This is a genomic window from Yersinia sp. SCPM-O-B-9106 (C-191) (assembly GCF_026183365.1).
GTDB classification, from domain to species: Bacteria; Pseudomonadota; Gammaproteobacteria; order Enterobacterales; family Enterobacteriaceae; genus Yersinia; species Yersinia rochesterensis.
Genome location: NZ_CP110791.1, coordinates 2,100,958 through 2,124,901, shown reverse-complemented (window position 1 = coordinate 2,124,901; position 23,944 = coordinate 2,100,958). Strand labels below are relative to the sequence as shown.

Genomic DNA, 23,944 nt, shown 5'->3' with positions numbered 1-23,944 from the left:
AGATATACGCCCATACAGCGAAGCTTTATTGAGCGGTGCCAAGAGGTTAATTCAGTTTTGGCTTCAGATAATCCTTAATTACTGCCCACATTAGGCCAAATTAGGATTATTCACCTATCAAATAACTCTCGGACATTTATACTATTTTTCATTAGTGATAAACCTAGTTTTTAGCATTAATCCTGAATTTAAACTTAAATGCCGTTCTTTATTCTGAACACTAACCGAATAAGACCTCGGCTAAAATGAATACAAAGCCTATACTTAGTCTAGGCAAGTTCATTCTGATACGGATAGCTCAGGGCATATAAGTTGAAGACCTTTACGTTGAAGGTCATAACCTGCTCGATCCGTATTTAGCCACTGTCTGGAGAATTATTATGATGATAATCAATAAACGATTTGCTACTGCCGCGCTGGCACTCACTCTGGCTTTATCTCTATCCGCCTGTTCTAACATGTCCAAACGTGACCGTAATACCGCGATTGGTGCCGGGGCCGGTGCCGTTGGCGGTGCAGTCTTGACGGGCAGTACACTAGGGACGTTAGGTGGTGCTGCTATTGGTGGGGTTATTGGTCATCAGGTCGGTAAATAACCTTTATCCTTCGTACTTGTCGTTGCAGGGGTGTTAGCTACACTCACTTACCCGAATCACTTACCCGTGTAAGCTCATCGGGATACGTTTGCTTGCTGCCTACCTGCAACACCAATGACTTTGGATAATATGGACGTGATAGTTTTGTAAGGCGTTTAGTGGTAAACGCCTTAATATATACTCAACCACCCGCCAGTTTGACTTTCATCCCTTTGGCTTCGAGCAATTGTTTGAGCAGATCGCGCTTATCTCCTTGAATTTCAATCACGCCATCTTTCAGCGCACCGCCACAACCACACTTTTTCTTCAATTCTGCCGCCAATTTCTCAAGCATCTCATCACTGCCATCAATACCGGTAATCAGACACACGCCCTTTCCTTTGCGGCCACTGGTTTGGCGCTGGATGCGAACAATACCATCGCCCTTAGGTCGCTGCGGTTTTACCTCGGGTTCGGTGATACGGCCAGTGTCAGTTGAATACACTAAGCGGCTATTATCATCACTCATTGTGCCCCCTTAGGTAGCGACGCCAAAATATCAGTCAGGGCTTTTTCAGGATCAGGAGATTGGGTGATCGGACGCCCTATTACCATATAATCCACCCCGGCGACCACGGCTTGTGGCGGTGTCATAATGCGGCGCTGATCACCCGCATCACTGCCTTCAGGGCGGATCCCCGGAGTGACCAGTTTGAAATCCTCACCGCACACTTGTTTTAGCCGCACCGCTTCATGGGCAGAGCACACCACGCCGTCTAAACCGCAATCCCACGTCAATTTCGCCAACCGCTCAGCCTGTTCAGCTGGGGTGATGTTAATGCCAATATCACGTAAATCTTCACCATCCATACTAGTGAGCACGGTCACGGCAATCAGTAACGGCGCTTGCGGCCCGTAGGGCAATAAAGCCTCTTTTGCTGCGCTCATCATACGCGCCCCGCCGCTAGCATGGACATTCACCATCCACACGCCGAGTTCCGCTGCCGCCGCGACAGCACGGGCGGTGGTGTTAGGAATATCGTGGAATTTCAAATCAAGAAACACTTCAAAGCCGCGTTGATGCAGATCACGTACCAATTGCGGGCCATATAAGGTAAACATCTCTTTGCCCACCTTTAACCGGCAATCTCGCGGGTTAACACGATCAGCAAAGGCTAGCGCCGCGTCTTTATTGGCATAATCCAGTGCGACAACAATCGGGGAAGATATTGAGCCACTGTTATTAGTTTTAGTTGCAGACGTCATTTTCCAGCCTTTTTCAGTCAGTCATTATTTTTCAGTCAATAACCAGTCATTATTTTTCAGTCAATAGCCAGTCATTATTAGTCAATAAATAGTGGTAACGCCCATATTCTACAGGGTGTATCACAGAAATTACAGCAATCGGACGTTCGAGGTTTACCGTCTGTTTGTCAGACTTTGATTGGGTAGGTCAATTTAGGTAAAACAGACAGATGCCCCATACCCGCAGTTGAGTAAATTAGTTTCAAGAATCGTAAATTCTTAATCAATATATTTGATTATTCAGCTCAGTATTTTGGCATTTCATTTAAACGACCATGCGGTATCATGCACTCCATCGCCAGACAATGATTGTCTAACCAATGATTTAAATAATAATTTATTATTTAAATGGTAAATAAGTAACTGGAGTATTACATGAAAAATATTAAATATATCATCCCTGCATTGGCCCTTTCTTTCGCATCCTTTGCCAGTGTTGCTGCAACACAAGTCCAGCATGCTCCCTCAACTGGATTGAATCAGATTGGCACCATCTCAGCCAGTAATGCCGGTACTTTGACTGAATTAGAGAATACACTGGCGAAAAAAGCAGATGAAGCCGGTGCAACCTCATATTTGATCACCTCTGCGACTGGCAATAACAAACTGCACGGCACCGCGGTCATTTACCGCTAAGTTGCCCCGACCCTCAAGTTAAGTCTGTGTCGTAGCAACCAAAGAACACTAAAGTGCTCTTTGGTTGCTTTTCCAATGTGAATTTTTTGTGACAATTGTGTTATCCCCTAGACAGTTCTGCGTTCCTCGCTTAGCTTGGTATTTTCCCTTAAGTTGAAGGTTATATGATGAGCGAAATATCTACCTTAACCATTAAAATCCCTCTGGAATTAAAAGAAAAAATCAAAGCCGCCGCCTTAGAAAAGCAATTCTCTCTCAGTACTGAAGTCTGCGAAAGATTAGAACAAAGTTTTGAGCTTGAGGTTAAAAGTAGCAAAAGCAGCCGTAAAGAAGCCAAGTTGCATCACAGCGAGATTGATAATCAAGGTGTGGAAGAAATGTCAGAACAGCCATTGAGTCAGAAAGAATTGAAGAAATTGCGCCAATTGCTGAAAGATGGCGTTAAAGCGCCGCAGAAGAAAAAGTAAGCCATTTTATTGTCATACACGACCTATTCATCGGGTGATTCAATTCACCCGATACTTATAGCTAATCCAAATTATAGCCATCTCACTTATTGCCCATCTAGCCCTCTGATGGGCTTAATCGATGCCCAGGCACGGCAAGATGGACAATGCCAGTAGAGCGAATGTGCGGTAAAACCACATTTGTGGCAGCGATAACGCGGTTTGGTGCGGATTTGCTCACCGACCATATCACGCAACAACAGCAAACTCTCTTTTGCTCGCCCGTCTTCAGCATCGGCCAAGTGATAATCCATTAAACGATAGAAAACTCGCATGGTTGGATGGCGCTGTAACTGGCGATTAATATAGGTTTGCGCTACATCCCGGCCTTCATTCTGCTCAAGAATTTCGGCCAACATTAACTCAGCCATCGCGCCGGTATTATCTTCAACACAGCGTTTAAGAAAATTAGCCCATGCTTCGGGTTGCTGTAAGTGCTGATAACATTCACTCAGCATCTGCAATGCTTCGCTGACCACTTCTTTGTCTTGATCTAACACGCGCTCCAGCGCCTCGACGGCTTTTGCGTATTCACCTTTGGCCAAATAGACCCGGCCTTGCATGATGGACACTCTGGCGCACTGTTTATCGGCTGAAGCCGCTTTTTTCAACAGGCTCATCGCCTTATCAAGGTCATCACTGCCCATGGCTTGCAGCGCTAACTCACAATAAAAATGCGCAATTTCCAACCGCTGATTATCTTTGCCCATCTTGACCAGCTTTTCTGCCACTTCAATGGCATTGTTCCAATCACTGGTGGCCTGATAGATAACTAATAACTGCTGTAATGCACCCAGGCGAAAATCTTTCTCTTCAACCAATTGGTTGAACATATCTTCCGCTCTGTCATATAGCCCCGCCGCCATGTAATCGCGCCCCAACTGCTGGACCGCCAACAAGCGCTGTTCAAATGTCAAGGAAGCGCTCTCCATCAAGGCCTGATGGATGCGGATAGCGCGGTCAACTTCACCACGAGAACGGAACAGATTGCCTAACGTCAGATGCGCTTCAACTGTTGAACTGTCTTCTTTCAGCATTTCAAGAAACAGATCAACCGCTTTGTCTTGCTGGTTTGAGAGAAGGAAGTTAACCCCGGCCACATATTCACGAGACAGGCGGTTAGCATCCTGCTGCCTATCCTGCTGAGCACTTCTTCGCCCCATATACCAACCATAGGCGGCAGCGACCGGTAACAGCAGAAACAGCATTTCTAACATAGAAAATTATTCCTTGCTGACAGCAGGTATAGATGCCGTCGCGCTGGGTTCAATCGGTAGCTCTTGCTGCGATTCAAGACGTTTGATTTTCCGCTCGGCGCGGCCCAGTAAAATCCGAACTCGCAGATAAAAAAGCCCGCAAATAATCCATCCCAACACCAGACCCGCAGCAAAAAGCGCCGCTAATAAGGTCGATACACGATATTCGCCCTGAGCCAATAAATAATTGAAGGTAACGACCTGATCGTTATTTGCCCCTAACGTGATCGATATCACAAAAACCACGAGTACTAATAAAAAAATCAGCAAATATTTCACGTTTTTTCCTAAAGGCCGAATCAACCTGATGAATTATGCCAAAAATGTGGCGTCCTTACTCAATAAATTAGCACTTCCATACCCAGCAAAGAAACCCTGCACCAAGATAAAGCGCTGAACCTATGCTTAATAGAGATTATTTTAAGCAATTTAGTTGAGAATCCTGAACGGTGAAAAATCATTAATCGCTTAATTTTCCCCGTGCTCGCGCTTTTCTATTTCCTGTTGTTCTTGCGGTGGAATATTAAGTGGCCCGAACCACCGCTGCACCAGACTACAAACAATAGCAACCAATAGACCGCTGATAAGGGTGGCCGCCATCAAATCGCCGGGCCAATGCATCCCTAAGGCCAAGCGGCTCATCATCACACCCTGCGCCCAAAGCATCAGTAAAATAACCGTTTTGTAATGTCGACGTGGCCATAACAGCCCAACCGCCAATAATGCCCAACTGGCAGCAAAAACAGTATGTCCGGAAGGAAAAGCAAAACCGGTTTCAAATTGCCAGTGGCTGCTTAACCACGCTGGAATGATGGATTGGTCCTGCAATTGCTGCTTAACCAACTCGCTGCGCTCGGTACGGGGTAAAGAATAGAAAAAGCGGTTATCAATATGATATTCAGCTTCAAGCCACACCACAAAGGGCCGCGGCTCCTGCACATTTTCTTTAATCAGCGATTTCAAACCCTGCCCCAACACAATGACCACGCCCAGTAGCGCTAATAGCCCGATAGCCGGTTTGAGCCGAAAACGCAGGCACCACAAAAACCAACCACTAAGGATAATACTGGTGATGATGCCCCACGGCGCGGTCACTGTCTCTGTCACCCAAAAAAGCGCTTTTAACGCACTTTCACTGCCACCTGGCTGCCACTGCCAACCAGAAAGCCAAATGACAAAAGTTGGCAACAGTAAAATAACTGCTCCCACGGTAATTCGTTTTGTTATATTCCACATCTGTTGCCCTTCTTTCTGGCAAAACCCACAACACATTACCCGTGGTGATGGCACGTTTTATATAAATGCTATACCCAATAGATTTCGAGTTGCAGGTAGGCGGCAACAAAATGAACCCAAGGAGTTGAGATAACTCAATGACTTGGGTGAGTGATGACAGCCAACACCCCTGCATTTTGAAAGGTGACGGGTATATATCTATATAATATAAGTCTCTCTAACCATTGATAACATACAAAATTTTTTTGTCACTTGCGAAATAAATCTCAAACAGCCATTCATGCTGGCCTTATTGCTGCTTTGTTGAACAGCAGGTCATCAAAAGTTATGGCAATATAGCTAATAATGATCGCAGAAAATTTTTTATTTAACCTTTATATCGCAACATACCGAGGTATAAGGTTAAAACAGGCATTCACGGTAGGGTGTGCGACAACCTTTCTAAGGGTATGAAGTTATAATATGAACAATAAGATGCAGCTAAAACGTGTAGCAGAAGCTAAATTACCGACTCCTTGGGGTGATTTTCTGATGGTCGGTTTTGAAGAATTAGCCACTGGCCATGACCATCTGGCATTAATCTTTGGCGATATCAGCGGTGATGAGCCGGTGCTCTCGCGTGTTCATTCTGAATGTCTGACAGGTGATGCCCTGTTTAGCCTGCGTTGTGATTGTGGTTTCCAGTTAGAAGCTGCACTGGCGCATATTGCCGAAGAAGGCCGTGGTGTGCTGATTTATCATCGTCAGGAAGGCCGTAATATTGGTTTGCTAAATAAGATTCGAGCTTATGCCTTGCAGGATTTGGGGGCCGACACTGTTGAAGCCAATCATCAACTGGGTTTTGCTGCCGATGAACGCGATTTCACACTGTGTTCTGATATGTACAAGTTATTGGACATAAAAGCGGTGCGCTTGCTGACCAATAACCCGAAGAAAGTTGAAATTCTCTCCGAAGCGGGGATCAATATCGTCGAGCGCGTCCCTCTGATTGTCGGGCAAAATCCTAAGAATGAACACTATATGGCAACAAAAGCGGCTAAAATGGGCCATTTGTTGACCAAGTAATCACCTTGGATTCTCACTGCTTATATACGTTTTTGGCTAACACAAGCTATAAGGGTGGTCTCGCAACCACCCTTTTTAATGATTTAATTTAATAGTGACACCGTCACATAAACATCAATCTATTACAGCATTTTGCGGATCACATAATGCAAAATGCCGCCATTTTCGAAATAAACCAATTCATTGCCAGTATCTATGCGGCAGCGAGTATCAATCTTTTGTTGCCGCCCGTCAGCATAGGTGAGTGTTACAGGAACAATTTGCCCCGGAGCTAAGCCTTGTAACCCACTGACACTAATAGATTCATCGCCCGTCAGGCCCAATGTTTTGCGGTCTACACCAGCAGGGAACTCCAGCGGCAGAATGCCCATCCCGATTAAATTAGAGCGGTGAATACGTTCGAAAGACTCCGCAATCACCACCCGAATCCCCAGCAAACGCGGCCCTTTAGCAGCCCAGTCGCGGCTTGAACCTGAGCCATATTCCTTACCGGCAATCACCGCTAATGGCACATTTTCCTGCTGGTAACGCATAGCCGCATCATAGATAGCCATTTGATTTTGCGATGGAATATGGCGAGTAATTCCCCCCTCAACACCGGGCACCATTTCATTACGGATACGGATATTGGCAAAGGTTCCGCGCATCATCACTTCATGGTTACCCCGGCGCGAGCCGTAGGAGTTGAATTCTTTAATTTCAACCCCGCGATCACGCAAATAACGTCCTGCTGGGCTGTCCAGCTTGATATTTCCGGCGGGTGAAATGTGGTCGGTAGTGACTGAATCGGCCAAAATTGCCAAAATACGGGCGTTATGGATATCCTGAACGGGTTCTGGTAATGCTTTCATATCACTGAAGAAAGGCGGCAAACGAATATAGGTAGAATCACTCTGCCAATCATAGGTGGGCGTACTATCAACTTGAATCGCCTGCCACTCTTCATCGCCATCAAACACCGCAGAATACTCCTTGCGGAACATATCGGTTTTAACCTCTTCAACCGCTTTGGCGATTTCAAGGCCGGTCGGCCAAATATCTTTTAAGTAGACCGGATGACCCTCGGGATCGTGGCCCAACGCATCTTGCGTCAAATTGACATTCATATTCCCCGCCAGAGCATAGGCGACCACCAGCGGCGGCGAGGCCAACCAGTTGGTTTTTACCAAAGGATGAATGCGTCCCTCAAAATTGCGGTTGCCAGAAAGCACCGCCCCGACGGTTAAATCCCCTTCTTTGATGGCATTTTCTATTGGTTCTGGCAATGGGCCGGAGTTACCTATACATGTGGTGCAGCCGTAACCCACCAGGTTGAAACCCAAATGATCCAGATAAGAGGTTAAACCCGCCGCTTTCAGGTATTCGGTCACCACTTTGGAGCCAGGAGCCAGGGAGGTCTTCACCCATGGCTGAGTTTTAAGCCCCTTTTCTGCCGCTTTCTTGGCGAGTAATCCCGCCGCCATCAGTACACTGGGGTTCGAGGTATTGGTGCATGAAGTAATGGCCGCGATGACCACCGCGCCCTGTTGCAGCTCGTGGGTTTTGCCCTCCAGAGTGAAGGAAACGCCGCTGACTTTGTCTTTTTTACTGTTAACTTCCAACTCTTCAAACGCGTTAAACGCCAATGGCACTTTCGCTAATGCGACTCGGTCTTGCGGGCGTTTCGGCCCAGCCAGACTGGATTCCACCGTGCTCAAATCCAATGATAATTGGCTGGTAAATATTGGGGCATCCCCCGGGTGACGCCATAATCCTTGCGCTTTGCTGTAGGTTTCCACCAGCGCGATTTGCTCGTCGCTACGGCCACTTAAGCGCATATAGCCCAGAGTGACTTCATCGACCGGGAAGAAACCGCAAGTCGCGCCATATTCCGGAGCCATATTAGCAATGGTCGCGCGATCCGCTAACGGCAAATCCGCCAAACCATCACCGTAAAACTCAACAAATTTACCGACCACACCGTGTTTTCTCAGCATTTGAGTCACGGTCAATACCAAGTCAGTGGCGGTAATTCCTTCGCGCATTTTGCCAGTCATTTTGAAACCGACCACATCGGGAATAAGCATGGATACCGGCTGCCCTAACATTGCCGCTTCGGCTTCAATGCCGCCAACCCCCCAACCCAGAATCCCCAAGCCGTTAATCATGGTGGTGTGGGAGTCGGTTCCGACTAAGGTATCTGGATAAGCAATCTGCTTGCCGCCCTGCTCTTCATGCCAGACAGTTTGCCCCAGATACTCCAGATTCACCTGATGACAAATCCCGGTGCCCGGCGGTACCACGCGGAAGCGGCTAAAAGCTTTTTGCCCCCAACGCAGGAAAGTATAGCGTTCGTGGTTACGTTCCATTTCTAACCGGACGTTTTCACCAAACGCGGCTTTATCACCAAATTCATCGACGGTCACTGAGTGGTCGATAACCAGATCAACCGGCGACAATGGGTTAACCTGCGCGACATTACCGCCGAGGCGTTTCACCGCCTCTCGCATCGCGGCTAAATCCACCACAGCCGGCACACCGGTAAAGTCTTGCATTAATACTCGAGCAGGCCGGTAAGCGATTTCTTTCTCGGCATGCCCAGTTTGTTGCCAGGCCACGATGGCTTTGAGATCATCCTCCTGAACCTGCTCACCATCCAGATGGCGGAGTAAGTTTTCTAGTAACACTTTCAGTGATTTAGGTAATCGGTCGATATCCCCCAGCACTGCCGCCAATTGCGGCAGGCTGTAATAGTGATATTCATGATTGAGGGCGACCAACTTGGCCATACTCGTTTTTCGCAGATCTAACGACATAGCGCCTCCATTGTTTCTTATCGTGTTCTAAACAACATTCATCTCAACAAGGTAATTCCCTTGAAATCATGAGGTCTAGAATCAATATAACACAAAGAAACATTAACATTTTGGCAACAATGGCGATTAGTATGATTGGTGGTCTAAATATCAGCTTTACGCGAGGTTTTTACTCCGTCAATAAAACCATTAATATATCCCACGTTTTCTCCTGATTTGTAGATTTCTTCTGGACTAGTATATTTATATTCAATTTCAGACATCTCGTCATCAATATAAATATCTTCAGTTTCAGAATTTATTTCCAGCATAACATCTTTAAGCTGGCAATCTGTTAAATTTTCAAATGGTGGAACCCATACTTCAAATTCATTTCCTGGCGGTGACATAGTATTCGCAGCAGCATAAGAATTGGGAGTGAATAACTCTTTAAACCAATCTAAAATCATTTTTATGATACTATTGCGATTCACATCACTCCTTAATTCACCTGAACATTCCTTTTCAAACTTAAAAAAAATGCGCGATTTCTCTTCATCGAGCTCAAAGTCTTTACCTAAAAATAGCTGGCAACCCAAGGTGAATAAAGGTTGGAATCCATCGGTATAAGATACTGAATAATTCATTTCAAGCCCAGAATGATTATCTGACTTAAATTCCATTGAAATATCATCATGATGTAAATAAGGATGCCCTCTCTTGGCGTGTTCAAGAGCAACTGTCGCCATTGAATATTTACTCAATAAATTCAGTACAGTAGCTCTTCGGTTATCTTCCTCTTTATTCCCAGCCTCTAACCAACCGATATCGACTAATTTTTCTAACACTTCACTAATATTTCTATAGCCCGTCAAACGCCCTTCAATATGAAATTGAGTTTTTTCACATGGGGAGTTTTGAGCCTTTAATGCGCTGACTGTGTTAGTCAGCCCCAGACACTCTATTGGGTAAGATATTTTATTCATTTATTCCTCTTGACTATGTTTATATAAAAACCAAGATTCCATATCAATAAAATATCAAACTACTTTTAAAGTATCTTTTGAATTTATACTTAATACTTCCGTTATTGAAATAACGCATTATCCTTTCAAGTAAGATTATTAAATAACTTTAAGGCAGTGTAATTTGAACATCATACTGTTTGTTTATACAGTTTGAATAATATGTTGTGTTGTTAAGACACGGCATGAGGTACACCCTACAAACAAAATGAGATCAATTAATGTCGAAAAATAAAAAGAAAACATCAGCGTCGGTAGCAGCACAGGCGGCAATAATACTAAAAGACCCTAATGCCTCCGCCCTTGAAAAAAGTTTGGCGGGTTCAGCTCTCTCTCAGACCAATACTGATAATCAGACAGGTGTTTATATGGAAGATGTTGCGGCACAAGTGCTGGCAAACCCCGAGTCCACTGAAAAAGCCAAGACACTCGCGGGCTCTGTACTCGCACAAGCCAATAAGAAACGCTAATCATGCAAAAAGCCCCTTTGCAGGGGCTTTTTTAATCGATGCTAGCATTACTTCGTCGGCAGTTTAATATCTTTAAACATCGCCTCAATATCCTCATTCGAGCGCAACGCAACGGCTTTATCCACCACATCTCGCGTTAAATGAGGCGCAAAACGTAGAATAAAATCATACATATAGCTGCGCAAGAAGGTACTGCGACGGAAACCAATCTTGGTGGTGCTGTAGGTAAAGATATCTCGCGCATCTACAGTAACCAGATCAGGGTCTTGGATCGGGTCAACGGCCATGCTGGCAATAACACCCACCCCCAGCCCTAATCTCACGTAAGTTTTAATCACATCCGCATCTGTCGCAGTAAAGACAATACGCGGTGTCAGACCAGCGCGATTAAATGCAGTATCCAGTTCAGAGCGCCCAGTGAAACCAAAGGTATAGGTCACAATCGGATAGGCGGCCAGCTCTTCAATGCTAACATGGGTTTTACCGGCTAATGGATGATCGGGCTTAACTACCACCGCACGGTTCCAGTGATAACACGGCAACATAATCAGGTCGTCATATAAATGCAACGCTTCCGTCGCGATAGCAAAGTCGGCACTGCCTTTCGAAACCGCTTCTGCTATTTGCGTCGGTGACCCTTGATGCATATGCAACGATACGCGCGGATAGCGCTCAATAAAACCTTTGATGACATTAGGCAATGCGTAGCGCGCTTGAGTATGAGTGGTCGCGACATACAAAGACCCTTTATCAGGATAGGTATGTTCGCCGGCAACAGCTTTAATAGCATCAACTTTTGAAAGGACTTCACGGGCAATACGGATAATTTCCAGCCCTGCGGGGGTTACCTGTGTGAGATGTTTACCGCTGCGGGCAAAAATCTGGATACCCAGCTCATCTTCCAACATTCTAACCTGCTTACTGATCCCAGGTTGCGAGGTGTACAGGCCTTCTGCGGTGGATGATACGTTAAGGTTATGATTTACCACCTCAACAATATAACGGAGCTGCTGCAATTTCATATCTATACCATCCTAGGTTAAACACTGCGGGAGGCCCACAGTTTGGTATATCGGTATCACCCGGTATGCCGAGAAGTTATCAACTGAAACCCATAACTGCATGATGCCAAAGTGGTCAGTATTGACCTTATAATAACATTAGGTGATAAAAAACTATTTTATATAACTACTATATCATTTCATCAGCCCCTGTATACACCCTTGTTATGTCGTCTGTCTCCCGACTTAACCCGCGGTTTTAACTCGCGCGCATACCCATGCTATTAATGATTTAGTGATAAATATTAGCTCAAAATAATCGGCGTTTTGCCCAACACAGACAGCCGTTAACAATTTATAACTTCAACGGTTTAACCAAGACTATAAAACACTTGAATAGATTAGCCCAATAAAAAAACCAGCCATTTAGGCTGGTTTTTACATATACGACTCAGTATTTCACATCACAGAAGTTTTGGCTTTTCAGTAAAAAAGTATCCACTAAGCCGCATTCAGATGGATGTCAAAACACCTATTTCTTAGTTTCAACCCATTTACCATCAATATAGAAAGCCGACCAACCGGTCGCTTTCCCCTCTTTCTCAGAGGAAACATATTGTTGCTTAGTCTTGCGGCTAAAGCGAACCAGGGTCTTATTACCTTCGTTATCCGCCACTGGCGCGTCAGCCAGATAACGCAATTTTTCCGGTAAACGATCTTTAAAGCGAACCAATTCTTCTACCAACGGCGCACGGGTTTCGCGCGATTTAGGGAAAGTATTGGCAGCCAGGAAGACACCTGCCGCGCCATCACGTAACACGAAATAAGCATCTGACTTTTCGCATGGCAGTTCAGGCAAAGGTACCGGATCTTCTTTCGGCGGCGCGACTTCACCACTGCGCAAGATTTTGCGCGTATTTTTACACTCATCATTGGTGCAGCCCATGTACTTACCAAAACGCCCCATTTTCAGATGCATTTCAGAACCACATTTTTCGCACTCAACAATCGGGCCTTCATAGCCTTTAATGCGGAACTCACCTTCTTCTATCTCATAACCATCACATGCTGGGTTATTACCACAAACATGCAATTTACGCTGGTTATCAATCAGATAGCTATCCATGGCGGTGCCACATTTCTGACAACGACGTTTGGCGCGTAATGCGTTGGTTTCCGCATCATCACCTTCCAGAATATTAAGAACTTCAGCTTCCGGCACCAGATTGATGGTGGTTTTGCAGCGCTCTTTCGGCGGTAATGCATAACCAGAGCACCCGAGGAACACCCCCGTGCTGGCAGTGCGAATCCCCATCTGACGGCCACAAGTTGGGCAATCAATGCTGGTCATCACCATTTGATTCGGGCGCATACCGCCCTCTTCAGGATCTTTTTCAGCCTTTTCAAGTTGCTCACTGAATTCGGCAAAGAAGCCATCCAATACCGCTTTCCACTCAGCCTGATTATTGGCAACCTGATCCAGGCCACTTTCCATACGCGCGGTAAAATCGTAATTCATCAACTCGCGGAAGTTTTCTTCCAGACGATCAGTCACGATTTCGCCCATTTTCTCGGCATAGAAACGGCGGTTTTCTACCCGGACATAACCACGGTCCTGAATGGTCGAAATAATCGACGCATAAGTAGATGGGCGGCCAATACCCCGTTTTTCCAGCTCTTTTACCAATGATGCTTCGCTGTAACGCGCCGGTGGTTTGGTGAAGTGTTGGCTTGGGATCAGTTTTTGTAAATCCAGTTCACTACCTACTTCAATGACGGGCAAAGTTCTGTCTTCATCACCTTTGCGCAAGGCTGGCATCACCTTAGTCCAACCATCAAAGCGTAAAGTTCGGCCTTTGGCGCGCAGTTGGAAATCACCCGCCTGTACCGTCAAGGTAGTCGAGTCATACTTGGCCGGTGTCATCTGGCAGGCCACAAACTGACGCCAAATCAGCTGATACAGCTTCTGGGCGTCGGCTTCCATATCTTTTAACTGCTCAGCCAGCACATTCACATCAGAAGGACGAATAGCTTCATGCGCTTCTTGTGAATTCTCTTTGCTGCTGTATTGATTCGGTGCAGATGGCAAATATTTATCGCCAAAGTTATCACCGATATAACCGCGCACCATGGTCAGAGCATCCTGACTTAAGTTGGTGGAGTCAGTACGCATATAGGTAATGTGGCCCGCTTCATACAAGCGCTGCGCCATCATCATGGTTTTCTTCACACCAAAGCTCAGGCGGGTACTGGCGGCCTGCTGCAAGGTAGAAGTAATGAACGGCGCACCCGGCTTGCTGCTGGTCGGTTTATCTTCACGATCCAACACCTTATAGCGCGCGTTTTCCAGCAATTTAAGCGCAGCGTGGGTCTGCTCACGGTTTACCGGTTTAAAGGGTTTATTGTGAGCATGGGTGACTTCCATTTGAATAGGAACTTCACCTTTCGCCAGCAAATCGGCATGCAACTCCCAGTATTCTTCAGGGACGAATGCTTTAATATCCCGCTCGCGTTCAACCACCAAACGCACTGCGACCGACTGCACTCGCCCGGCTGACAGACCACGGGCAATCTTTTTCCACAACAGTGGAGAAACCATATAACCCACAACCCGGTCCATAAAGCGACGGGCTTGCTGGGCATTCACCCGGTTGATATTCAATTCACCCGGTTGATTAAACGCCTGTTGGATAGCATTTTTTGTGATTTCGTTAAACACCACACGGCTGAAGCGCGCATCATCACCCCCAATCACTTCCCGCAAATGCCAGGCAATGGCCTCTCCTTCGCGGTCAAGGTCGGTTGCGAGATAGATGTGGTCGGCGTTTTCAGCTAATGCTTTAAGCTCGGCAACCACTTTTTCTTTGCCGGGCAAAATTTCATACTGCGCTTTCCAGCCATGATAAGGATCGACGCCCATGCGGTTAACTAATGCAACCTTTTCGTCTTTCTTTACTTTAGTTTTGGGCTTGTCGGCTTTCTTGGCTTTATCTTCAGTTGAGTTAGCGCTCTTTTTACTGGCTGAGCCACTGGTCGGCAAATCACGAATGTGACCGACACTGGACTTAACCACGTAGTTATTCCCTAAGTATTTATTAATAGTTTTGGCTTTTGCCGGGGACTCAACTATTACGAGAGCTTTACCCATAATTACCTTTACCTAAATTATTTCTTCTAAAAGAAGGTTTTTATCTTGCCGTACCGCGGCATTCTGAATCTCTTTTTTATATTGCGGTACTTTTTCAGGAGATCAACCTGTTTTTTTGATCGGAGCCATAAAAGCGCTTTCCGAAGCTCAGTTGACGATCTGTCAAAATCTTTGTCTGCGCCCAGTGTAACAGCAGTGAATTCTGCCCCATGGCGTCAACAAAACCTTCCACCTAATAGTATAAAATCCCACACTGTACCTGATAAAAAGCGACACGCAACCTAATTAGCTCGGAATCTGAATTTATCCAATTGTGATGACAAACCTGCCAGCAGTTCAAATAAACCTTAGTTGGTTTGCGGACAAACGCTAACCCGCAGTACAATAGTAAGAGAAATCACCTTGTGGTGAGGAAATATAATTGTATTGAGGAAATATGATGTTCGGAAACACAACACCGATTGAACGTAATAAATTATTGGCAGAAGCTAATGAGATTATTCGTCAACATGAAGATTACCTGCATGGAATGAAAGCCACTGAGGTTGAACAAAAAGGGCCTGTTTTGGTATTTCGCGGGGAGTTCTTTCTCGATGAGCAGGGCTTACCTACAGCCAAAACAACCGCCGTATTTAATATGTTTAAACATCTCGCGCACGTGTTGTCTGCTAAATATCATTTAATCGACTAATGGCAGATTATTCTCTTTTTATTACGTTCTTTTTTAGCGATTGCGCAAAAAACAACAGGGGCTTTCCCCCTGTTGTTTTCATATCAGATTCGCTTTATCTCCGCTTATAGCAGGGGTTTTTCACCGCGCTGCCACCAACGTAATAATAGACGATCAGCACTTTCTGCGGCGCTACCGGTAAAGCGATCCATTAAGCGTTTACGGCGTGAATAACGCACACCAATAACTTCATGATTATCCATTTCAGCAATCAGTAAATCATCGCTGGTACCAATGGCATCAACCAGCCCTTTTTCTTTGGCTTGGGTACCAAACCAATGTTCACCAGTAGCAACTGCATCAATATCTAAAGAAGGCCGTTGTTGCTGGACGAACTGCTTAAAGAGCAAGTGTGTTTCATTCAGATCTTCACGAAACTTTTCGCGCCCCTGCTCAGTATTTTCCCCGAATAATGTCAGGGTTCGCTTAAATTCACCGGCAGTATGCAGCTCAACATCAATATCATTCTTTTTGAGTAAACGATGGAAGTTGGGTATTTGGGCGACGACGCCAATAGAGCCAATAATGGCGAACGGCGCGCTAATGATACGGTCAGCAACACAGGCCATCATATATCCGCCACTGGCGGCAACTTTATCGACGGCAACCGTCAGACGAATGCCTTTGTGGCGCAGACGCTCTAATTGCGATGCCGCCAAGCCATAGCCGTGTACCACGCCACCTGGGCTTTCCAGCCTGAGCAACACTTCATCCTTGGCTGTCGCCACGGCTAACACCGCAGAAATTTCTTCGCGTAATGAAGTCACTTCGTGGGCGTCAATGCTCCCTTTGAAGTCAATGACATACAGGCAAGGTTTCACCGCAGCCACCGCGCCCGATTTGGCGCGTTGTTTTTTGAGTTTTTGATCAGATTTTTGCTGCTTTTTAAATTCTTTGACCCAAGTTTTTTGCTCAACATGACTCATGCGGGCCAACCGCATTTCACGTTGCATTTCCTTATATTGCTCCCCCAAATCAACCAGATTAAGTTCTCCCCGTTGCCCTTGTTTCCTTATTCCCTGACTGACAACCAACAAGACTACTGCGCCAATCGCGACCACGATGGTCACCACTTTAGCGAGAAACAACCCGTACAGAGAAAATAACTCCACAAATACCGCCTTTATTCATCTGCAATTTCTGCAATTAAAGAGATACCTGCATTCTAGCGAACCCTTAAGCCGCCGTCTTGCGCAAATGAAAAATTGCATTGGTTTCGCTTAAATATAAGAATGTAAGAGATATCGCGGCCTATAAAAGCCCAATTTCCGCCGTCCGTAAAAGGAATAATTATGCATTACCAACCCAAACATGACCTGCTCGATAATCGCACTATCTTAGTCACGGGTGCAGGTGATGGTATTGGTCGCGAAGCGGCTCTAACTTATGCACGCTTTGGCGCTCGCTTGATTCTTGTCGGCCGAACCCTACACAAACTGGTTGCTGTGCAGCAGCAAATTGTAGAGGCAGGTGGCCAGTTGGCCACTGTTTGGGCGCTGGATTTACTGCATGCAACTGTGTCAGATTGCCAACAATTGGCGGATGCGCTCAGCCATCAGATTCCGCATCTGGATGGTGTATTGCACAATGCCGGTTTATTAGGTGAGATAGCCCCGATGGCGGAGCAAAGTATCACCGTCTGGCAAGAGGTTATGCAAGTGAATGTCAATGCAACATTTATGCTCACTCAAGCACTTTTGCCATTACTACTGAAGTCACCCAGTGCTTCTTTGGTTTTCACCAGTTCCAGTGTTGGCCGTCAGGGCCGAGCAGGATGGGGAGCTTATGCCGTGTCAAAGTTTGCCACTGAAGGCATGATGCAAGTGCTTTCAGAAGAATATAAACAGGGTAACTTGAGAGTTAATTGTATTAATCCAGGGGGAACGCGCACTCAGATGCGGGCCAACGCCTTCCCGGATGAAGATGCCAGTAAGTTAAAAACACCGGCGGAGATTATGCCACTGTATCTCTACCTGATGGGCGACGATAGCCGCAGAAAGACCGGTATCAGCTTCGATGCACAACCCGGCCGTAAACCCGGCCCCGCAGAATAAAGGAATGTTTCATGTCTGAAGAACGCCACCAGCAACGCCAACAAAAAATAAAAGAAAAGGTTGAGTCACGGGTTGCAGCAGCGCAAGAAATCCGCGGCATCTTGATTGTTTTTACCGGCAATGGCAAAGGTAAGACCACCGCCGCCTTTGGTACCGTAACCCGTGCTGTTGGTCATGGTTTGAAAGCGGGTGTGATACAGTTTATTAAAGGTGAATGGCCGAACGGTGAGAAAAATCTACTGCAACAACATGGTGTTGAGTTTCAGGTGATGGCTACTGGGTTTACCTGGAATACGCAAAATAGAGAAACAGATACCGCGGCTTGTCAGGAGGCCTGGCAACACGCGCGGCGGATGTTAGCGGATCCGACGTTGGATTTAGTGGTGTTGGATGAACTGACTTATATGGTCGCTTATGATTACTTATCACTGGATGAAGTCGTTGATGCGCTGAAGCAACGCCCTGCCCATCAAACAGTGATTATTACTGGCCGTGGTTGCCATCGAGATCTATTGGAAATGGCTGATACCGTCAGTGAATTACGCCCGGTTAAACATGCTTTTGATGCCGGTATTAAAGCTCAAATGGGTATTGACTGGTAATTGTCAGCAATCATTCAAATCAATCAAATGCCGCAGACAGAATATCTGCGGCATTTTAGCTTTATAGTGATATCCAAACCTGACTAACCCATATTGACTGGCTTAGTTTTTCTCATTATTTCTCTAGTGGGATCATAGGGATATTGGGTGGAGTTAGTGTCCCAAGAGCCGGAGTTAGCCCTCCCATCCCCGGAACCACTTGACTCGATGGCTGGCCTTTATCCTGTGTACCGCCAAAGTAACAGATTGACTTCCATGGCTCTGAAAGTGGGCTACAGGTTTTTTCGCAATTATCGCCGTAATGAGAATGAGGGCCGCCGCAAGCATAAGTCACAGAGGAAAATCCGGTGCCGACAACAAATAAAATAGCTGCGCTGGTAGTTAACAGAGATTTTTTCATGTTAATGCTCCTTAGATTTTGAATTCGATGGGGGATTCCCCAAGAGCAATGTAGGCACACAGAATATCTTGAGACCAGTGCTATTCAACCTTGGTTGATGGCGTGTATATGCTGCAAAACCATTTATTATAGGTATTTTATGCTTTCGAAAGAAACGAAGTAAGTTTCTTATACTATAGGAAAGAAAAAGGAATAGCTGAGAAAGGGGTAAAGGAATGCTTACAATGAATAATTGGGAAGGAAATGATTCCTTCCCATAGATAACTTATCCGCGCTTGTTAGACCCACGACGCCCGGTAGCGGCTGCTGGAGCTGCGTTACCTGCATGTTGGCGGGTAGAACTTTTACGCGCTGAGCCTTGACGACCGGCAACCTGACGGCCTGCGACTTCGGTATGGCGTTTAACCGCACGACGAATTTGATTCGCTTTAACCCGACGACGGTCTTTCTCAACTGGCAATTTACTGACAGTTTCAGAGTCCAGCTCCACCAACTCACGTAGGTAGTTAGTGGCTTTCAAATCCAATTCAGTCCAGCCGCCACGAGGCAGGCCTTTGGGCAGATTGATATCACCATAACGTACACGGATCAGGCGGCTAACTTGTACACCGACAGCTTCCCACAAGCGGCGAACTTCGCGGTTGCGCCCTTCGGTCAAAGTGACGTTATACCACTGATTAATCCCCTCTCCGCCTTGGAAACTAATGGTGCGGAATGCCGCTGGGCCATCTTCCAATTGAACACCACGGCTAAGTTGCTTGATTTTTTCGTCATCGATTTGACCAAACACGCGCACCGCATATTCGCGTTCAACTTCACGGCTGGGATGCATCAAACGGTTGGCCAGCTCACCATCAGTGGTAAACAGCAATAAACCGGAGGTATTAACGTCCAAACGCCCTACCGCAACCCAACGCGAACCGCGCAGTTTAGGCAGGCGATCAAATACCGTTGGGCGGCCTTCTGGGTCATTACGAGTACAGAGTTCACCTTCCGGCTTGTAATACGCCAGAACACGGCACACAGCCTCTTCAGATTCTGTAATAGAAAGAAGATGACCATCCAGGCGAATTTTTGTGGCCTGTGTGACTTCAACGCGATCACCCAACTTTGATATTTTACCATCAACGCTGACGCGGCCCTGTTGAATAATTGTTTCGATTTCCCGACGTGAGCCATGACCGGCCCGTGCCAAGATTTTCTGTAATTTTTCACCTACAACTTTTGTTTTTTCACCCACAACCTTGTCATCCTGCGGTTTAGGGCTGGATAACTTTACGTTGGGTAACTTTTGGTCTTTTGACTTCTCGCTCATTGAGCAACCTCTAATGTCGCCTTCACAGGCGTCGTGTTATATATTGTAATCAATAAGTTACGCTCACAATCAAGCAGAACTCATTGATTGTAATACATTTTGGAACACAGCATGCCGTCGTGACCGTCACACAGACGCCTCTACACGCTGGTTCGTGACCGCACATATTACACTAATTTCACAGTCAGGGATTCAAAAAGTATCCGTGTACCGGAAATGACGTTTCCGGGTTATAGCGGTAAACATGAAGGCAGGATATAAAAGAGACTTTTCCAATGATGCGACTTTTTCGGTATTTCCCTGACCGGCAGTGATTGACTGTATGTCTTATTTCACTTGTCACACATAAAACATGATTTCAGTTTTTAATTGCCTGATTCATCATTATCCCTTACCTTTTTGAGCTTATTGCCAAATTGATATTGGCAAATGGATGAATAAGGGATGATATGGCAGCAGGATACTGGATAGTTAAAGGTGACAAGACCAGTTGTGGCGGGATAGTTCATGAGGGGATAGCGGAGAGGACATTTGCCAATAATCCGGTCGCGGTGAATGGCAGTAAAGTTTCGTGCGGGAAACACCCCGGCAGCTACAGCGTGGGTGGAGGGCATCCGGGCGAGATAGTGCATGGACATTACGTCGCCAGCACGCTATATAGCCGCTCAACCTGTCCGTGCAAAGCATTTTTCATTCCGTCACAAACCTGGGCATCTCATGGCCCTTATCAGGGGGGGCAACCACAGGCCGCCTCTTCCCGCACAGCGGCAAATTCGCCTGTTACTGAGCCACAGCAATATGCCCAGTCAGCTAAAAGAGCCAGTGCGCCGCCCTATCTCACGGGTGAAAAACCACCTTCTGAGTTTGTGCCGGATTATCCAGTGTTACGGAATACCCGTACTCTACCAGATGACGCTTTACGCGCAATGTTGGCACGAACCCATCAAGATGTGATGCTACTGACACTCTCTGAGAGTTTGGAAGTACTCCAATCATGGGGTTGGAAAGACACCAAAACTGCTTGGGTGGAAACCACACAGTCCGGTGCCGGGCAAGTGATGGTTAATTACGGTGTAAACGGAAAGGATGTTGTCACCACCTCGATGATTATTGCTCGATTAGGTGACTTCGGTATTAGGGCTACGGTCTACGTTAATCATAAAGGTACTGAGTTAATAAAACTGACGGGCTATGCTGGGGTTAGAAAAGTATTAACCGCGCCTGTATTTGCGTTAAAGAATCCGAAAGTGGTTGATTTAGGTATCGGTAAATATGGGCTGAGAAATTCAATTGTTAGTGGTGCCCGATTAACATTTTATGTGGCAGCAGCTTACCGAACTGTTGATTTTATATTGAATGACGCTACCTCACTGTCTGAGTTTATCGGTTCCTTAGCAACCGATGTAGTAAAAATAGGTATTGCGTCAGCGATTAGTTGGGGTGTTGGGACTATAGCTCTAGGGGTTGTTTCTACCGTTGCGGTTCCTTTGGTTGTCGTTGTTGTCGCCGGGTTGGTTTCTGCAATTGGTTTAAACCATTTAGATGATAAATTTGGTGTTACAGATAAAGTTGTTAAGTGCATTGAAGATGCACAGCAAGAATTTGTAGAAAAAGCTCGCGAGGTGGAACAAGGGATTTGGGATTTGGGGGCTATGTATGCAGATAAGATGCTTGATAAAGGAAAAGAAGTTATTGAGTATGAAGTCAGAAACTATATCAAGGAAGTATTGAGTAACTTTAATACTAGGTGGTTTTAATGTACGAACTCACATTAAAAAGAAGAGTATCTATGTTTTTTGGTGTGTTATTTTTAGTTATACCGTTAAGCGCTGGAGGTATATATCTGACTTTAGATGCCATAAATGAGTATTTATCTTTTCCTGATGTTATTGTTTTTTCATCTTTTATCATATACGGAATTACGTGTTTTCTTATATTGCTCCCACTTACCTTTCTTTCTGTTCCGCCTATTTTTTTAGGGCGCCAAGCCTCCAACTCTGTCCAAAAGACAGTTTCTAAATTCATTATCGTCTGTTTCCTTACGTCTATTGTTTTTCAGATAGGGTTCAGGTTTTATTTTATAAATGAATTTGAAAAAAGAGGATATATAGCTTGTCGGGGTATTCCATCAGGCTGGATGCCGGGAATGGCAACTAAGTATGTCACGAGTGAGGCGCTGTGCTTGAAAAAGCCCAATTGAAACGCTCTTCTCTCAGATAATCTCTTAAGCACTCAACGATAGCCACTGCTACTCACAGTGGCTTTTCGATAGTTATTCAGTGCTGTTTAGCTGCTCTCATGTCACTAGTAAAATAGTAATAATCTATTTTTATAGTCTAGTTCATCAGAATATTACGCTGTCGCGTATTGTGGCTCAGCGCTGATATTCTCCAGTAATTGCGAGACAATTCCTGAGTTCATCAGCATCGGTTGTAATGTGGGGATGCCTAATTTACCCAGAGCACTGCGCTTATGATAGCTGATAGTTTTATTACTTAATTGCAAGTGATCTGCAATAGCATTGTTTGATTTACCTTGCAGTAATAAAGCCAGCACTGTTCGTTCGCGCTTCGATAATACACAGGGCGGTTTCCCACTCAGCACCATTGAGCTTGAAAATACCCGGTTTAGTTGAGTGATAAATTGACTAACAGACTCATTTTGCGCAATAACAGCACAGACTTGGGAAACACCGGAAAAAAACTGCCTCACGAGAGAAACACAAAACTCCTCGGCGATAATAATCACACGACAGTTTGGGCGGTGTATTCGTAACCAGTCGACAACCAGACTAAGACTATCGCCAGAGGTATAATCCTCTCCTCGTAAACTCAGAATAGCTAAATGAGTTTCCGGGAACTTCACCAGATTATCATAGCAATCACTAAGAGAATTGACACTGGCTACGATATTGACCGATTCACTCATTAATAATTTTTTCAAAATACGTTCCAGGCTAAATCGGGTAAAAGAACAAGGGTGTTGAACGATTGCAAGCTTATCTTCCATAGCGCTTATCTCCTTTAATAACACATGTAAATCGAGTTTTTGTTTAGCTAAATTCTTTTAATTTCTTGAAAAATACATCTATAAAAAACATGGCGATTATTGCAGAAAAAAATGATAACCATAGAGAGAGAGCAATCAGAGAATCGTAGGTATCCTCCGATACATTCGCACCCAAATAAATTGAATGTATGTAACTCATTATATCAGGGAATGTTTCAACAATAAGTAAACTAAAAAGGCAGAATAACCAAACAAACCAGAATAAAGATAAAGAAAATGAAACCAATTTACTCATGATATTAATTCCAATACACTTTTATTTTCCATTGGGTTACCTACAAAATATATTCTGTGTTCACAGGCAGCCCACCCTGAGGAAAACAGCAATAACCCGATATCACTGCATCAATAGCGCCATCGAGATTAATGACTTCATCCCTTTTGTGTACATAGCCACGAACGCCTATTTCAAGGCATTTTTTCAGGTAGAAAATTGACATTAAAGAAGTATAGATAAGGACTTTAGACTCAGGGGAGACAATCATTAATTTATGAATAAGATTAAGCTGGATACTTTTATACCCGACAAAATCCACTACAATTAAATTTGGCTTGTAAGTATTAGCCATTTTTATTGATTCAAGTTCTCCACCAGTTTCATAAACCCTGCCCCCTTTATACTCTATAATCCCTCTCACTACAGAGCGAATTAATGGGTGTTGATCAATAATTAACGCTGAAATTTCCCCTGCCATAAGAACCTCATCCGTAAAATTAATTTAAATCCGTTGATTGGGCAGAATGACTCGATATCGGCATTCTGCCAGATACTTTATT

General features: G+C 45.3%; 24 protein-coding genes. 9 read left to right on the top strand and 15 right to left on the bottom strand.

Annotation, left to right across the window (positions count from 1 at the left end; all coding sequences use genetic code 11):
- Positions 1-380 precede the first annotated feature (380 nt).
- Positions 381-596: an osmotically-inducible lipoprotein OsmB gene (gene osmB / locus OP863_RS09770; RefSeq protein ID WP_002210611.1), complete on the top strand. Its 216-nt coding sequence runs from the start codon at positions 381-383 to the stop codon at positions 594-596.
- A 181-nt stretch (positions 597-777) separates the two neighbouring features.
- Here the strand turns inward: osmB and yciH are convergent, their stop codons facing one another.
- Both yciH and pyrF read right to left on the bottom strand, forming a co-directional pair.
- Complete coding sequence (yciH, locus tag OP863_RS09765; RefSeq protein WP_145589364.1) at positions 778-1,104, bottom strand: stress response translation initiation inhibitor YciH; 327 nt, start codon at positions 1,102-1,104, stop codon at positions 778-780.
- Positions 1,101-1,841, bottom strand: coding sequence for an orotidine-5'-phosphate decarboxylase (gene pyrF, locus OP863_RS09760; protein ID WP_038633047.1), 741 nt, complete (start codon positions 1,839-1,841; stop codon positions 1,101-1,103). The genes yciH and pyrF overlap by 4 nt, the downstream gene beginning before the upstream one ends.
- A gap of 414 nt (positions 1,842-2,255) precedes the next feature.
- On the opposite strand from pyrF, the gene bhsA reads away from it, so the two are divergent.
- Positions 2,256-2,516 carry a multiple stress resistance protein BhsA gene (gene bhsA / locus OP863_RS09755; RefSeq protein WP_145589365.1) on the top strand — a complete coding sequence of 87 codons (261 nt, stop codon included), beginning with the start codon at positions 2,256-2,258 and terminating at the stop codon, positions 2,514-2,516.
- A gap of 167 nt (positions 2,517-2,683) precedes the next feature.
- Positions 2,684-2,983 (top strand): hypothetical protein, encoded by a 300-nt coding sequence (locus tag OP863_RS09750; protein WP_038633054.1) that lies wholly within the window; start codon positions 2,684-2,686, stop codon positions 2,981-2,983.
- A gap of 86 nt (positions 2,984-3,069) precedes the next feature.
- Here the strand turns inward: OP863_RS09750 and lapB are convergent, their stop codons facing one another.
- The 3 genes from lapB to pgpB form a co-directional block, all read right to left on the bottom strand.
- Positions 3,070-4,239, bottom strand: a complete 1,170-nt coding sequence (lapB, locus tag OP863_RS09745; protein ID WP_145591346.1) for a lipopolysaccharide assembly protein LapB — start codon at positions 4,237-4,239, stop codon at positions 3,070-3,072.
- Positions 4,240-4,245: 6 nt separating this feature from the next.
- On the bottom strand, positions 4,246-4,557 hold the full coding sequence (locus OP863_RS09740; protein ID WP_038633058.1) for a LapA family protein: 312 nt from the start codon (positions 4,555-4,557) through the stop codon (positions 4,246-4,248).
- 189 nt (positions 4,558-4,746) lie between these two features.
- Entirely contained in the window at positions 4,747-5,514 is a 768-nt protein-coding gene (pgpB, locus tag OP863_RS09735) for a phosphatidylglycerophosphatase B (protein ID WP_145591347.1), read from the bottom strand.
- Between the two features lie 474 nt (positions 5,515-5,988).
- On the opposite strand from pgpB, the gene ribA reads away from it, so the two are divergent.
- Positions 5,989-6,579, top strand: coding sequence for a GTP cyclohydrolase II (gene ribA / locus OP863_RS09730; protein ID WP_038639534.1), 591 nt, complete (start codon positions 5,989-5,991; stop codon positions 6,577-6,579).
- A 122-nt stretch (positions 6,580-6,701) separates the two neighbouring features.
- Here ribA and acnA read toward each other — a convergent pair whose 3' ends face one another.
- Entirely contained in the window at positions 6,702-9,374 is a 2,673-nt protein-coding gene (gene acnA / locus OP863_RS09725; protein ID WP_145591348.1) for an aconitate hydratase AcnA, read from the bottom strand.
- Positions 9,375-9,517: 143 nt separating this feature from the next.
- Entirely contained in the window at positions 9,518-10,339 is an 822-nt protein-coding gene (locus OP863_RS09720) for a hypothetical protein (protein WP_145591349.1), read from the bottom strand.
- Positions 10,340-10,599: 260 nt separating this feature from the next.
- On the opposite strand from OP863_RS09720, the gene OP863_RS09715 reads away from it, so the two are divergent.
- Positions 10,600-10,848, top strand: coding sequence for a hypothetical protein (locus tag OP863_RS09715; protein WP_265526183.1), 249 nt, complete (start codon positions 10,600-10,602; stop codon positions 10,846-10,848).
- Between the two features lie 47 nt (positions 10,849-10,895).
- On the opposite strand, the gene cysB is transcribed toward OP863_RS09715, so the two are convergent.
- Positions 10,896-11,870 (bottom strand): HTH-type transcriptional regulator CysB, encoded by a 975-nt coding sequence (gene cysB, locus OP863_RS09710; protein WP_005278296.1) that lies wholly within the window; start codon positions 11,868-11,870, stop codon positions 10,896-10,898.
- A 511-nt stretch (positions 11,871-12,381) separates the two neighbouring features.
- Entirely contained in the window at positions 12,382-14,997 is a 2,616-nt protein-coding gene (gene topA / locus OP863_RS09705; protein WP_038633076.1) for a type I DNA topoisomerase, read from the bottom strand.
- Between the two features lie 439 nt (positions 14,998-15,436).
- On the opposite strand from topA, the gene OP863_RS09700 reads away from it, so the two are divergent.
- Positions 15,437-15,688: a YciN family protein gene (locus tag OP863_RS09700; protein WP_038633080.1), complete on the top strand. Its 252-nt coding sequence runs from the start codon at positions 15,437-15,439 to the stop codon at positions 15,686-15,688.
- A gap of 104 nt (positions 15,689-15,792) precedes the next feature.
- On the opposite strand, the gene sohB is transcribed toward OP863_RS09700, so the two are convergent.
- On the bottom strand, positions 15,793-16,839 hold the full coding sequence (gene sohB / locus OP863_RS09695; protein ID WP_145589035.1) for a protease SohB: 1,047 nt from the start codon (positions 16,837-16,839) through the stop codon (positions 15,793-15,795).
- Positions 16,840-17,019: 180 nt separating this feature from the next.
- Here sohB and OP863_RS09690 point away from each other — a divergent pair, with 180 nt between their 5' ends.
- A complete protein-coding gene (locus OP863_RS09690) occupies positions 17,020-17,781 on the top strand; it encodes a YciK family oxidoreductase (protein WP_265526181.1) in 762 nt (253 codons plus the stop codon).
- Between the two features lie 11 nt (positions 17,782-17,792).
- A complete protein-coding gene (gene cobO, locus OP863_RS09685; RefSeq protein WP_038633089.1) occupies positions 17,793-18,383 on the top strand; it encodes a cob(I)yrinic acid a,c-diamide adenosyltransferase in 591 nt (196 codons plus the stop codon).
- 115 nt (positions 18,384-18,498) lie between these two features.
- Here the strand turns inward: cobO and OP863_RS09680 are convergent, their stop codons facing one another.
- On the bottom strand, positions 18,499-18,783 hold the full coding sequence (locus OP863_RS09680; RefSeq protein ID WP_038633092.1) for a hypothetical protein: 285 nt from the start codon (positions 18,781-18,783) through the stop codon (positions 18,499-18,501).
- A gap of 265 nt (positions 18,784-19,048) precedes the next feature.
- The gene (rluB, locus tag OP863_RS09675; RefSeq protein WP_145589033.1) at positions 19,049-20,098 is read right to left on the bottom strand and encodes a 23S rRNA pseudouridine(2605) synthase RluB; all 1,050 of its coding nucleotides are present in this window, start codon (positions 20,096-20,098) and stop codon (positions 19,049-19,051) included.
- 449 nt (positions 20,099-20,547) lie between these two features.
- Between rluB and OP863_RS09670 the strand changes: the two genes are divergently transcribed.
- Positions 20,548-21,855 carry a PAAR domain-containing protein gene (locus OP863_RS09670; RefSeq protein WP_145590974.1) on the top strand — a complete coding sequence of 436 codons (1,308 nt, stop codon included), beginning with the start codon at positions 20,548-20,550 and terminating at the stop codon, positions 21,853-21,855.
- On the opposite strand, the gene OP863_RS09665 is transcribed toward OP863_RS09670, so the two are convergent.
- From OP863_RS09665 to OP863_RS09655, 3 genes are all read right to left on the bottom strand, one after another.
- Positions 21,842-22,123 carry a hypothetical protein gene (locus OP863_RS09665; protein ID WP_050291740.1) on the bottom strand — a complete coding sequence of 94 codons (282 nt, stop codon included), beginning with the start codon at positions 22,121-22,123 and terminating at the stop codon, positions 21,842-21,844. The two genes, OP863_RS09670 and OP863_RS09665, sit on opposite strands and share 14 nt — an antisense overlap.
- A gap of 327 nt (positions 22,124-22,450) precedes the next feature.
- Positions 22,451-23,107, bottom strand: coding sequence for a helix-turn-helix transcriptional regulator (locus tag OP863_RS09660; protein ID WP_050291741.1), 657 nt, complete (start codon positions 23,105-23,107; stop codon positions 22,451-22,453).
- A 335-nt stretch (positions 23,108-23,442) separates the two neighbouring features.
- Positions 23,443-23,862 carry a response regulator gene (locus OP863_RS09655; protein WP_145588435.1) on the bottom strand — a complete coding sequence of 140 codons (420 nt, stop codon included), beginning with the start codon at positions 23,860-23,862 and terminating at the stop codon, positions 23,443-23,445.
- Positions 23,863-23,944: the final 82 nt, after the last annotated feature.